Below are 13641 nucleotides of genomic sequence, written 5' to 3' on the forward strand. Positions count from 1 at the left end.
AGAATCACCGAATTTATCCTATGAAAATCTGGAACTTCCTAGCTTTGATCGTAAGTGCGATCGCGTTACTTGCCATCAGCCTGTGGATGGGACAACAGGCATATTCGTGGTTCCCCCCTCAAGCCGCCGCCGAATCCCATCTCATCGACGAACTATTTAGTTTTCTCGTCGTTCTTGGTACCTTCATCTTCTTGGGAGTCACAGGAACCCTAACATACTCCATTATCTTTCACCGCGCCGCCATTGATGATACCAGTGATGGACCTCCAATCGAAGGAAACATTACCCTGGAAGTTGTCTGGACAGCAATTCCCATCCTCTTAGTAGTCTGGATTGCTACCTACAGCTATCAAGTTTACGACAAGATGTCGATTCGCGGACCAATGGAAATGGTTCACCTGCACATGCCCCAAGCAATAGAACCAGCATCCGCAGCACCTTGGGACTGGAGTAGCAAACCCACCGAACCCCAAATCGACAGCGACGAACCCATCAAAGTCATCGCCAAACAATGGGCTTGGGTATTCCAATATCCCTACAAATCAGTCACCAGTACCGAACTTCATCTTCCAGTCAATCAGCGCGTTCATCTGGCACTAGAATCAGCAGACGTTCTTCACGGATTCTACATCCCAGCCTTTCGACTCAAACAAGACATCATTCCCAAACACACCATCGACTTTGAATTTACCCCCATCCGAGAAGGTAAATATAACCTCACCGACTCCCAATTCAGCGGCACCTACTTTGCAGCCATGACAGCAAACGTCGTCGTCGAATCTCTCGAAGACTACAAAACCTGGTTAGTCAAAGCCGCTGATCAAAAACCATCCCCAGCCCCCAACCAAGCAGCAGCAGAATACACCAAAGAATCACAAAAAACCTTCAAAAACGGATACCCCACAGTAGTACCTGCACCACCTCAAATGGTCAACTACCCAGGATAGTCCCCTCCCTCTTCTCTCTTTTTCCCTCTCTTTATTCTCTCCGCGCACCTCTGCGCTTAACTCGGCGTTCCTCTGCGTTAAAATTAATTATTAACCATGGAAAACACAGAAACCATTAATTCCAGCGTCGTGATTGATACACATCACCAGATGCCACCCACAACCTGGAAAACCTACTTTACCTTCAGCACCGACCACAAAGTCATCGGTATCCAGTACCTCGTCACCTCATTCATATTCCTCCTCGTCGGTGGTATCTTCGCCATGATTATGCGCGGAGAACTGATCACCCCCGAAGCCGATTTAGTAGACCGTACCGTGTATAACGTCATGTTCACCATGCACGGAACAGTCATGCTATTTGGTTGGACATTCCCCTCACTCGTAGGATTAGCGAACTATCTAGTTCCCCTCATGATTGGCGCACGAGATATGGCATTCCCCCGCCTGAATGCCGTTGCCTTCTGGATGGTACCCGTAGCTGGGGCGCTACTCATGGGCAGCTTCCTACTACCTAGTGGTCCGGCTCAAACAGGCTGGTGGTCATATCCTCCCGCTAGTTTACAAAACCCTTCCGGATTACTCCTCAATGGTGAATTTGTTTGGTTGCTAGCAGTGGCAGTTTCCGGTGTCTCCTCTATTATGGGTGCCGTGAACTTTGTCACCACCATCGTCAAGATGCGCGCACCAGGAATGACTTTTTTCCGGATGCCCCTATTTGTTTGGGCTGTATTCAGCGCCCAAATTATTCAGCTATTTGGATTACCCGCATTAACAGCAGGTGCTGTGATGCTGCTGTTTGATCTTTCGGTGGGGACAGCATTCTTCAACCCTGAAAATGGTGGAAATCCAGTTTTGTTCCAGCATTTATTCTGGTTCTACTCCCACCCCGCAGTTTATGTAATTATTCTGCCAATTTTCGGGATTTTCTCAGAAATATTCCCAGTTTACTCCCGCAAACCATTATTTGGTTACAAAGTCGTCGCCATCTCTTCCCTCTTAATTGCCGGGGTTAGCGCCCTAGTTTGGGTTCATCACATGTACGCCAGTGGAACAGCTAATTGGATGCGGGTTGTGTTTATGATTTCCACCATGTGTGTGTCTGTCCCCACAGGAATCAAAGTATTTGCCTGGGTAGCCACAATTTGGGGTGGTAAACTCCGCTTCAACACGCCAATGCTATTTGCAACAGGCGGTTTGGTGATGTTTGTGTTTGCTGGTATCACGGGTATCATGCTTTCTTCAGTACCCATTGATATCCATGTAAATAATACTTATTTTGTAGTTGGTCACTTCCATTATGTACTCTATGGAACCGTGACAATGGGCATGTTTGCCGCTATGTACCACTGGTTCCCGAAAATGACCGGGAAAATGTACTATGAAGGTTTAGGTAAATTACACTTCTGGTTGGCATTCATTGGTACTAATATCAACTTTTTACCGATGCACCCATTAGGATTACATGGGATGTTGCGTCGTGCTGCTTCCTACGACCCAGATTTTACCTTTTGGAATGTGGTTGCTAGCTTAGGCGGCTTTTTGTTAGGCATGTCTACGCTACCTTTCATCTTGAATATTATCAGTTCTTGGGCAAACGGTGAAAAAGCCCCAGATAACCCTTGGAGAGCAATTGGTTTAGAGTGGATAGTTTCTTCACCACCACCAGTTGAGAACTTTGAGGAAATTCCCATTGTTATTTCAGCACCCTACGGTTACGGAACGAATGAACCTCTAGTAGCTAGTGGATTACATTGCGAATTGAATAACGAGCATTAAATCTGAGATTTTCACCTCATATCCCCGACTTCTTGAAAAAGTTGGGGATCTCATCTGCCTTATCTGATATTTTCCCCATTCCCTAATTAAAAATCATGGATAGTTCAATTAATTCTCATGAGTTAGCACATCATGCGGGTGAGCATACCCATGATGAAGAAGGTAATAAAATGTACGGTTTTGTCGTTTTTTTATTATCTGAAAGTGTAATTTTCATCAGTTTCTTTGCAGCATATGCAGTTTGCAAGTTAACATCAGCAAATTGGCTACCCCCTGGTGTTTCTGGTTTGGAAATTAGAGAACCTGCGATTAATTCAGTGGTTTTAGTTTCCAGTAGCTTTGTAATTTATTTTGCTGAACGTGCGCTACAAAAGCATAACCTATGGGGTTTCCGCCTCTTTTTGCTAACTACAATGGCAATGGGTAGTTACTTTCTCTACGGTCAAGCGGTAGAGTGGAGTGGTTTAGAATTTGGTTTTACTACAGGTGTTTTTGGCGGATTATTTTATTTATTAACTGGTTTCCACGGGTTACATGTTTTAACTGGGTTACTGTTGCAATTAATGATCTTAATTCGCTCATTTATTCCTGGCAATTATGATTCAGGTCACTTTGGTGTGAATTCAACTTCACTGTTTTGGCACTTTGTAGATGTGATTTGGATTGTTTTGTTTCTGCTAATTTATGTTTGGCAGTAATCTAGATTTATAAATCCCCGACTTTTTAAAGAAGTCGGGGATTTCAATACTTCAGACGGACATGCGATCGCTTATTGGCATCTGACTACTATTTACTACCAACACTGCCGCAAGCAGACACCGCAGGACGAGAATTTGGTATGGCGTTTGGCGCTTGTGCCACCAAGTATAATGTGCCGTCAGCACTTCTCATTAGGGCTTGAGCCTCCACAATCCTATTTACTGGTGGATTTTGTACCATTAAACTATCTGGAAGCTGATCCACACTTTCAGTAAAATTAGTTTCATCCAAGGTAGCAGGTAAGCTTAAATCAAGCTCACCCTGCATCGGATTTACAACCGGATTGGAGGGTATGCTACCGTCTTTACCAGTGACAATAAAGTTACCTAAGGGTTTCCTACCTCTACCACACAGTTGATCGATTTGATCGCTTTGATCTTTAAGCCTTTCTGGTAGTTGAATTAACCCCCCACTAGGATCTACATCAGGAAGATTTATTTCTGTACTTCCATTTAGAGAGGGGTTTGCACCTGTAGCAGTAATGTCGCTTTGTGGAGTTAAAAAATTACGGGCTTGGGTGCCAAATATTCCTTCAACATTAATTGCGACTCTACCACCTCTAAAATCACTGGAATTAGCGCTGATATCACTATTTTCAAAAGCAGCGATAACCCCAGCATTGATGTTGATGTTACCACCAATGACGTTTGCACCTTCGGCGTTAGTAGTTATATTGCTATTACGACGGAGGATTAAGGCATCAGTATTGAAATTGATTATTGCTTGCTCTCGATTATTATTAGAATTACGGCGAGTGTTGGCAGTGATGGAAGCTTGATTGTCGAGAGATGTAGAGCTAGATTTAATGTTGATATTACCAGCAGCCCCAAAACCTTCGCTACTGACTGAGATAATTGCACCATCTTTGATCGCTAAATTTGGTGTTCTAATTCCTAAATCTCCTCCTCTACCTGTAGAAGTTTTAGAGGTGCCAGCAAATACACCACTAATTGAATTATTAATGCCAAATTTAATATTAGCTTCAGCTTCACCTTCAGATGCAACCAGTTTGAAAATATCAGAAATTTCTGGATTATTACCTGAAATGGCAATACGCTTGGTGCCATTGAGAATCGTATTACCAGCATTCCCACTTCCTAAAGCACTAGTCAAAATTTTCCCACCACTATTAATATCAATTGTCTCAGCGTTAACAGTTATATCTCCCCCTGAAAAGGAACTTTGACTTTCTGCTCTTAAAATTCCTCCATTCGATATTTCTACTTGAGGAGCATTGATAGTGATAGTTCCACCAGCACCATTGGCAGTCGGACCACTACCTGTTAACAAAGCACTGTAAATAGTTTTAACTGGTCGAGTATTTCTAGGAAATGGATATTGAGCTTTACCTGAGATTGTAAATTTTTTTGTGGCATTAACTAGAATGTTGCCAGAAGTTCCACCAGGTAATTCCTTAGTAGCTTCCCTAGAAGCTCTAGCTGTAATCTCAGAACCATTTGTGATTAAAATAGAGCGTCCATTAAGATTAATGTCACCACCAGTAGCATTCGGGGTATCTTTTCGACCACCGACACCTGAAAGTAGCAAACTTTGCTTAATTAGAATATCTCCGGATGATTGAATATTAATATTTCCAGCTTTTCCAGCATTAGTACCCGATAACAAAGAGCTATTATCTGATACTGATACCGAACTATCACCTAATAATGAAATATTCCCACCATTTCCTCTCTCACTTCCAGATTTGAGATAAGCATTTGTCAGACTAATCGAATTAGCTTTCAAAGATATATCTCCTCCTTGAAGTGCTCTAATATTAGCAAAAGTCGAAATTACTAAGTTATCGGTATCAAGATTATTACCGATTAAAGTAATATCACCTTGAGCGACCACTGACACATTTCCAGAATATCCTTCGGAACTGCTAATAGTATTAAGTGCTGCTTTCCCTGGTTTGTTTAACAGTTGGCTAATATAAATATCACCACCTTGAATACTAATATTGCCAGCTTGAGAATTTTTACCACCGACACTAGAATCAATGAAACTATTCTTTAATGAAACTAATCCAGAAGATTTGATTGTAATGTCTCCTGCTCTTTGAGCATTAGTTCCGCTTCTGAGGCGACTATTGTCAAGAATTGATACTGATTCGTTGCCAAATATTGAGATGTCTGCTCTTGCTCCATTAAAACTTGGACTACCAACATAGGCATTAGATAAATATACAGAACCGCCTGCATTTAGAGAAATATTTCCCCCTCCTTTTCCTCCGAGTCCACTATAAGTTGAGATAACCTTATTTTCTTCGTCTTTACCTTGTCCAATTAAAGTTATATTCCTATCAGCAACAATTGAAACATTACCGCTAGCTCCTAAGCCTCGACCTTTTCTATCTGGAGCATCATTTTTGTAATTACTAGCATCTAATGCTGGTTTATCTTCTTGAAGGCTATTATTTCCCGGCAACTTATAAGCCGGATTGTTAACATATACTTCTCCAGATTTGATATTAATATTACCTGCCTTTCCTGTTCCTAAAGTTCGCGTACTGACTCTGCCACCAACTACTTCTAGAAAATTGGTATTAATGTTAATATCACCTGTATTCCCATTACTGCCAAAGTTTGCATGATTAGCGATTAAACTTCCTTCTACAAGATTGACTTTATTTGTGGCTTGGATGTTAACATCTCCTGGCTTTTGGCTCGTTGCTGTCAAATTCTCGCCAATACCTGCAATTAGTTTACTGCCTCCAAGCATCTCAAAATTGCTAGAGTTAATTAATATACTTCCTATACCCTGACCAGTAACGTTAATTTCGGAGCCATTTACCAAGGAGACAGTACCTTTTTCCAGATTAGAAGGGAAAATAGTTCGAATGCCTAGTTCACCACCGTAGGTATCGCTAAGTCCTATATTTCCTGTTCCTTTCACTCCTACCAACTCTACTAAACCATCAGTAAGCTGGATTTTCGCGGCATCCAGATTTACCTCTTTCCCAACTAATAGTAAGCTTTGACTTGGCTGCAAATTAAGAGATTGAGATTGGTTGGTAATATTTCCTTGGTTTCCTCCAAACTGCAAACCAATTGGTACGCTAATACTTAATAATGGTGTTTCTTGATTAGAACTAGCACTAAAAAATTTTCCATCACTAAACTGTAAGTCGTTAGCTGTTGTCCCAACAAATGAACCCCGCATATCCAAACTGGCATTTTTACCAAACAAGATACCATTGGGATTCATCAAAAATAAATTTGCATTCCCATCTATACCTAATGTCCCGAAAATATTCGACGCATCTTTACCAGTTACTCGCGTTAAGATATTGAATACTCCAGATGGATTAGCAAAATAAACCCTCTGCCCATCTTTTATATTAAATTCGCTAAAACTATGAAAAAGATTAATTCCCCGTCTTGCACCACCATTGATTTGCTCTGCATTCAAACCGTTGATTACGGCGTTAGAATTAATTTGTGAAGATTCATTTCCTAGACTGCTATCAGGTGTAATTTGTGCATTTACAGGGATGTTCCTAAGTAATGTGAAATTCCATAACAATAGACTTGTTAATAATAATTTTGTTTTGTTCATTGTTTAATCTCTAATGATGGTAAATGTGCAGAAATAAGCTTGTAAACTGTATTGTTAAATTGGTATTTCTAGAGACGTAGCATTGCTATGTCTCTAGTTCTGTTTCAGCAGATATCTATTAGAAAAAGACAATTTCCTAGCTACCTCCTGCCAACACCAGTGCAAGCAGACACCGCAGGACGAGAATTTGGTATGGCGTTTGGCGCTTGTGCCACCAAGTATAATGTGCCGTCAGCACCTCTCATTAGGGCTTGAGCTTCGACGATCCTATTCTGTGGTGGATGTTGCACCATTAAACTATCTGGAAGTTTATCCACTCTCTCAGTAGAATTACTTTCATCTAGGGTGGCAGGTAAGCTTAAATCAACCTCACCCTGCATCGGATTTACAACCGGATTGGAGGGTATGCTACCGTCTTTACCAGTGACAATAAAGCTGCCTAAAGGTATTCTGTTTCTACCGCACAGTTGATCTATTTCATCGCTCTTATCTTTGAATCCTCCAGGTAGCTGGATTAACCCTCGACTGGGATCAGCATCAGGTTTTTGGATAGAAATTTGCCCCTGTACACCAAGTTCTGAACTTGCGGTAATATCGCTTTGATTTGTGGTTTGAGGACGGGGTTCAATCCCAAAAATGGCTTGGGTTTGGATATTGATATTTCCACCTCTTCCTGTAAAAGCATTAGCTAGGATATCGCTATTTTCTTGAGGTACAGCAACGATAAATTTAGAGATGAGATTGATATTACCGCCATCACCACCAGCTTGGTTTCTCCCTGCGGTAGTGGAAATGAAAGCACCACGACGTAATAGTAATATATCAGCGATATTGAGTTTGATGTCACCACCATTGCCTGCATTCGTTGAAGAAGCGATCGCACTGCCTTTATCCAGAATTTCCACAAAATTCGCATTAATCCCAATATTTCCAGCGTCACCCGTGCCGAGACTGCTGGAGACAATTTCAGCACTCTTACGTACAGTCAAGCGATTACTTGTAATATCTATACCACCACCATTACCATTAGCCCCTTCATCAACTGAGGATAGGAAACCAGTTGCAAACTTACTATCTGAACCAGTCAGGATAATGTTATCAGCTTGTACAGTTAAATTACCCGCATTTCCACTTCCTTGGGTTGCTGATGAAATCTGTGACTCTTCTTGAACATTTAATAGTTGAGTTGTGATATTGATGTTGCCTGCGTTGCCCTTAGCTTTATTGTCAACCTGAGTGGCGATTTTGCTATTTCCACGCAAATCAATACTTCTGGCATTAATCCTAATATTTCCTGCATTTCCTTCACCAAATGTACTGGCAGAAATTGCTCCCCCATTACTGAGGTTTAAGCGTCTTGTTGTCACATCAATGCTGCCCCCAGAACCAATTCCGCCAGTTTGCAATTCTGCAAATAAGCCTGATGGTGTCAATGAACCATCTAGGCGTTCTGTCCCAACTCCAGTAATATCAATAGAATCAGTGGCACGAACTACCAAATTACCGCCTCGTCCCTGTCCTCCTGCCAATACTGAGGTTGAGATTTTTCCACCATTACTCAAGCGCAAGCGTTCAGTATCAATAGTTATTGTACCGCCCCCGACATCTGCATTCCCTCTAATTAGATCTGAAGACAAGCTACTCTCATAATCAAGACCCCCAAACCTGGCAAGAATTTCTTGTGAAAGAGGATCAAACAAAAATTCCGCTGCACCAATTTGATTTATTCTAGCTAAAAACTGTTCTTTGGGTACGAAAACAGAACCATCTAATTCTACATCTTTGGCACGAATGGTAATATTCCCAGCATTACCCCTGCTTTCAAGGGATGTGGTACTCACACCTCCTCCTTGAGTGGCAGTAAATCGAGGTGTTTCAATCGTTACATTACCTCCGTTTCCAGAACCGAACCTTGTACTACTTGATATCTCGCTAAGGAAACCGCTAATTTCTATATACTCGCTAGCTTTGATCGAAATGTTAGCTGCATTTGCACTACTAAAAGTATTCGTGTTCACCGAACCCCCATCTTTGAGATTGAGTCGTTGGGTTTGGATGGTTATATCCCCTGCTGTTGCTTGAGTTGGACTTCCCAGTGGTATAACCAGACTTGTAGATATATTACTTTGAGTCACTTCAACTGCATTTCGAGCTTGAATAGAAATAGAACCAACACTTCCACTACCAGATGCAAGTGCCGTCACTCCTCCCCCTAACAAATTGTTTTGAAGCCGTAAAGTACCTGTTTCAATTTGAATATTGCCTGTTGAACCAGAACCAGTAGTAAGTAATCCGAAAGAAGCGTTATTGGCAATATTGACATCATTTGTAGCTCTCACGGTCAAGTCCCCTCCCTTGCCTGTACTATCAGTACTGGCAGATATCAAGCCACCGTTGATATGAATAGAGTCTTTGGCATTGAGGGTGATATTTCCCCCATTACCTTCACTATAAGTAAACGCACCAATACTACTACTATTTTGGGTATTTCCATCTCCGGTAACTGTGATTTTTTCCGCGTTGATAGTAACGTCACCGCCTGGAACTGTGGCTGAAGCATCGCTGATAGATAAAATCCTACTACTGTTAGCAAAATTTACTGCACCACTGGCTTGAATTTGAATATCACCACCTTTCGCTGTACCAGAAGTAGCGCTGAATATTCTAGTACCGTTATCTAAATTAAGTAGAGTTGCATCAATAATGATTGAGCCGCTACCGTTACTGTCACTGAAAAGAATAGAATTATTTAGCCCAATTTTTCCACCAAATAATTCAATTGCACCATTTTCATCTGTAACAAAGATATTTGCATTCGTTAAGTTGATGGGTGCGCGTCCGAAATTTTCTGGAAATTTAAAATCCAGCAATGAACCGTTAACATTTAGCCCAACGGTTGTATCTCCACTGATTGCCCCCAATTTTACTTGTCCATTTTGGGCAAACAACAAACTATCATCTAAGGTAATTTCACCACCCATAAATGCTAGGGTGCCACCACCAACTAGCAAACCACTAGCAAGATTTCCTTGTGAATCCCGAATCACAGCTTGACTAGTAATATTTCCAGGTTGGGAACCAAACTGCAAACCAATTGGTAAATTGATAGTTAATAACGGCACTGCTTGGGGATTGTTGGCACTAAATTCTGCCCCACCAGGGAAAGTAATGCTGTTTGCCGTTGTTCCCAGAAATGAACCTTGAATATCTAATTGAGCATTTTTACCAAACAAGATGCCATTGGGATTCATCAAAAATAAATTTGCATTCCCATCTACACCTAATGTCCCGAAAATACTTGACGCATCTTTACCAGTGACTCGCGTTAAAATATTTAATACTCCCGATGGATTAGCAAAATAAACCCTTTGTCCATCTTTGATATTAAATTCGCTAAAACTGTGAAAAAGATTGCTTCCTCTGGTTGCACCACCATTAATTTGGTCTGCATTCAAACCGTTGATTACGGCGTTGTAATTGATTTGTGAAGATTCGTTTCCAAGGGTAGTATCGGGAGTTATTTGTGCTTTAACTGGTGTAATTTTAAATACTAAGAAAATGTATAAAAAAAGACTCGAAAAAATAAATTGTATTCTGTTCATCAGCTAAACTGTAGAGATGGGAAATACGCAGTTTTATAGATATATCATTAACGTAAACCTACAGGCAAGCTTTGACTCAAGTTAATACATAAGTTTATCGGTGCGTGATGACGTATTTAGATTGTTCTTCAAAGTTGATGTTTCTTTATGCGTCTCCTCGTGAAGCTACTTTGATATTAATGCTAAACCTCATCTATCATTAAAAGTGGAGTTTTGTCATTGCGACGCAAGGTAGACGCGTCAGCGGCTTGTCGCAGACTAGCATAAGCCCGTAGGGCTGGCTACGCCTACCCATAATCTTGACTTCAAACTACAGTCGTCAAAATAGACAAGGTTTATATAAGGGTTTGAGTAGCGTAAATATTAAATGGTGCGTTACGACGCATTGAGATTTTTCTTTAAAGTTCACGTTTATTCATGCGTCTAACACACCCTACCTGTTTTTTTTAAAGATATGCAAAGAGTTGAGACAATATAACGTTAGAAAATAGAAAGCCTTCGGGGTCGGTTAATTTTAATTTGTTGTCTTGAATTATTATCCAATCTTTCTGCATGTAAGGTTGTAAAATTTTAAGGGTTTCTTCGATTTTTTTGATCCCAAATTTATCCTGAAGATTTGTTAAATCTAAACCTTCAGCTAATCGCAACCCCACCATTAATGTGTCTAAAAAAACTTCATCTGGTGGTGTTACTTCACAGTTAATAACTGCACCTGCTGTCACCCAATCGTAGTATGTTTGAGTTTGGCGGGGACGGGTGAACCTTTTTCCTTGAATATAGCTAGCTGCACCCATACCAAAGGCGTAATAAGGGCGGTTTTCCCAGTAAACTCGATTATGGCGGCACTGATACCCCGGTTTAGCATAGTTGGAGATTTCATAATGTTCATATCCAGCATGGGTTAAAACTTTCTGTGCCATGCGATACATATGCACGGTGGTTTCGTCGCTGGGTAATGGTTTATCTCCAGGTTGGAAATATCTGCCGAAGGCTGTACCAGGTTCGATGGTAAGGTCGTAGATGGAGATGTGGTTGGGTGTGAGGGAAATTGCCTCTTCTAGGGATTGTTGCCACATTTCTAAGGTTTGGTTAGGCAAACCAGATATTAAATCTAGGCTGAAATTGGGGATATTGACTTGCCGGATCAATTCAATGGCAGAATAGGTATCGGTGAGGTTATGCGATCGCCCACTCACTTGAAGTAGGGTTTCTTGGAATGCTTGTACGCCACAACTAACTCGATTAACCCCTGATTGATGGTAGCTTTCCAGGTGTTGTAAATCAAAGGTACCTGGATCCATCTCCATAGAGATTTCCGCACTTGGAGAGATGCCAAAATATTGATTTAATATATCTATAATTTGTTGTAACTGGCTTGCAGATAACAGCGAAGGAGTGCCACCTCCAAAGAAAATAGTTTCTAAGGGTTTACCAAAATTCGGTGTGATGGTAATTTCTTGGCACAGTACCTCAACATAGCGAGAGATAGCACCTGATGTCTCACCGCGCTTGTTGTCCCCAACCACCGAAACCGGAAAATCACAGTAAAAACAGCGTCGCCGACAAAATGGAATATGTAGGTAAGCTGAAGTCGGAACCTCATTGATGAAAATCTCTTGAATCATTATTTTCCAAATTGTCCACAGCTATATTGATTTAGATTGCGAAGGATTACAAATAATGAAAACAAATAGGTTCCTCATTGGGTATTGATAAATTGACATGAGAAGATAAAGCATATAACTCTTTCGTTATAATGTTTGCATATAGAAATAGTCGAAATCTCGACCGAATATTCATGAGTTTATCTTGTAGATGATATAGAAATTACTCAACATCCTAGAAATCCACTTGCAGGAAAATAAAAACCATGCTTGATGCCATTATTATTTTTTCATTCATCCTGGCAGCAGCGGGGGTAGGCTTTTATAGCACCGATTTACTACCAGAAGGTACTTTAAGTCGGGTATCGAACTTAGAAGCTTTACGGTTTGTAATAGCTGTGTTCGCTGCTATCCTTGGTGGTGCAGTCGGCTTTAGACTTCAAACTGGCTACCGTCGTCTTGAAGCAAAGTTTCGAGATTTACCATTTGAAGTCATCCTCACCCGCGCTATCGGCTTGGTGATTGGATTGCTGGTGGCAAACTTGATGCTTGCACCTTTGTTTTTACTGCCCATACCTGTAGATTTTAGCTTTATTAAACCCCTGGTTGCCGTTGTTGGTAGTATTGTTTTGGCATACACAGGGATGAATTTAGCTGATACCCATGGTCGTGGATTGTTACGCTTAATTAACCCTAGTACCGTTGAATCGATGTTGGTGGAAGGTACACTAAAGCCAGCAAATACTAAGGTTTTGGATACGAGTTGTATTATTGATGGTCGGATTGAAACTCTTCTAGAAACAGGATTTTTGGAAGGTCAAATTATTGTCCCTCAATTTGTACTACAAGAATTACAGCAAGTTGCTGATGCCACAAAGGATCAAAAACGAGTCAGAGGAAGACGCGGTTTAGAAATCCTAAATCGGATGAAAGAACAATATAGCGATCGCATTGTGATTAATCAAGCCGATTATGACGACATCTCTACTGTAGATGCGAAGTTAGTCAGGTTTGCCCAAGAAATTAATGGTACTCTCCTCACCAACGATTACAACTTGTCGAAGGTGGCAAGTGTACAAAAAGTCCCAGTATTAAATGTCAACGATTTAGTCAACGCTGTTCGCCCTAGTTATCTTCCAGGCGATAATATCGATATCAAAGTGCTGAAAGAAGGCAAAGAACCCAGCCAAGGCATCGGGTATCTCGACGATGGCACAATGGTGGTGGTGGAAGAAGGTAGTGGTTACGTTGGTGGTGAAGTTCGTGTCATTGTCACCAGTGCATTGCAAACTTCCGCTGGAAGAATGATTTTCGCAAAACCTCAAGCCTCAGCTTTAGCTTAATTTCGATAGCACAACCAATGTTCGCGCTGTAGCCCTGCGGGTATCC

General features: G+C 41.2%; 7 protein-coding genes. 4 read left to right on the forward strand and 3 right to left on the reverse strand.

What is annotated here, in order from left to right; all coding sequences use genetic code 11:
- The first annotated feature begins 20 nt into the window (after window positions 1–20).
- The 3 genes from CAL6303_RS00285 (at window position 21) to CAL6303_RS00295 (ending at window position 3424) form a co-directional block, all read left to right on the forward strand.
- Complete coding sequence (locus tag CAL6303_RS00285; RefSeq protein ID WP_015195828.1) at window positions 21–947, forward strand: cytochrome c oxidase subunit II; 927 nt, start codon at window positions 21–23, stop codon at window positions 945–947.
- A 96-nt stretch (window positions 948–1043) separates the two neighbouring features.
- Window positions 1044–2726 (forward strand): cytochrome c oxidase subunit I, encoded by a 1683-nt coding sequence (gene ctaD / locus CAL6303_RS00290; RefSeq protein ID WP_015195829.1) that lies wholly within the window; start codon window positions 1044–1046, stop codon window positions 2724–2726.
- 95 nt (window positions 2727–2821) lie between these two features.
- Complete coding sequence (locus tag CAL6303_RS00295; RefSeq protein WP_015195830.1) at window positions 2822–3424, forward strand: cytochrome c oxidase subunit 3; 603 nt, start codon at window positions 2822–2824, stop codon at window positions 3422–3424.
- 88 nt (window positions 3425–3512) lie between these two features.
- Here CAL6303_RS00295 and CAL6303_RS28795 read toward each other — a convergent pair whose 3' ends face one another.
- The 3 genes from CAL6303_RS28795 to hemW form a co-directional block, all read right to left on the reverse strand.
- Window positions 3513–7046: a filamentous hemagglutinin N-terminal domain-containing protein gene (locus CAL6303_RS28795; RefSeq protein ID WP_015195831.1), complete on the reverse strand. Its 3534-nt coding sequence runs from the start codon at window positions 7044–7046 to the stop codon at window positions 3513–3515.
- A gap of 140 nt (window positions 7047–7186) precedes the next feature.
- Window positions 7187–10648 carry a filamentous hemagglutinin N-terminal domain-containing protein gene (locus CAL6303_RS00305; RefSeq protein ID WP_015195832.1) on the reverse strand — a complete coding sequence of 1154 codons (3462 nt, stop codon included), beginning with the start codon at window positions 10646–10648 and terminating at the stop codon, window positions 7187–7189.
- A gap of 446 nt (window positions 10649–11094) precedes the next feature.
- Complete coding sequence (hemW, locus tag CAL6303_RS00310; RefSeq protein ID WP_015195833.1) at window positions 11095–12273, reverse strand: radical SAM family heme chaperone HemW; 1179 nt, start codon at window positions 12271–12273, stop codon at window positions 11095–11097.
- A 245-nt stretch (window positions 12274–12518) separates the two neighbouring features.
- Between hemW and CAL6303_RS00315 the strand changes: the two genes are divergently transcribed.
- Window positions 12519–13595 carry a PIN/TRAM domain-containing protein gene (locus CAL6303_RS00315; RefSeq protein ID WP_015195834.1) on the forward strand — a complete coding sequence of 359 codons (1077 nt, stop codon included), beginning with the start codon at window positions 12519–12521 and terminating at the stop codon, window positions 13593–13595.
- Window positions 13596–13641 lie beyond the last annotated feature (46 nt).

The sequence above is a fragment of the Calothrix sp. PCC 6303 genome, from assembly GCF_000317435.1.
GTDB lineage: Bacteria > Cyanobacteriota > Cyanobacteriia > Cyanobacteriales > Nostocaceae > PCC-6303.

What these genes read in the sequence shown, in the direction of transcription:
- CAL6303_RS28795 (WP_015195831.1), bottom strand. Translation starts at nt 7,046, where the DNA reads ATGAACAAAACAAAATTATTATTAACAAGTCTATTGTTATGGAATTTC.
- CAL6303_RS00295 (WP_015195830.1), top strand. Translation starts at nt 2,822, where the DNA reads ATGGATAGTTCAATTAATTCTCATGAGTTAGCACATCATGCGGGTGAG.
- CAL6303_RS00285 (WP_015195828.1), top strand. Translation starts at nt 21, where the DNA reads ATGAAAATCTGGAACTTCCTAGCTTTGATCGTAAGTGCGATCGCGTTA.
- ctaD (WP_015195829.1), top strand. Translation starts at nt 1,044, where the DNA reads ATGGAAAACACAGAAACCATTAATTCCAGCGTCGTGATTGATACACAT.
- CAL6303_RS00315 (WP_015195834.1), top strand. Translation starts at nt 12,519, where the DNA reads ATGCTTGATGCCATTATTATTTTTTCATTCATCCTGGCAGCAGCGGGG.
- CAL6303_RS00305 (WP_015195832.1), bottom strand. Translation starts at nt 10,648, where the DNA reads ATGAACAGAATACAATTTATTTTTTCGAGTCTTTTTTTATACATTTTC.
- hemW (WP_015195833.1), bottom strand. Translation starts at nt 12,273, where the DNA reads ATGATTCAAGAGATTTTCATCAATGAGGTTCCGACTTCAGCTTACCTA.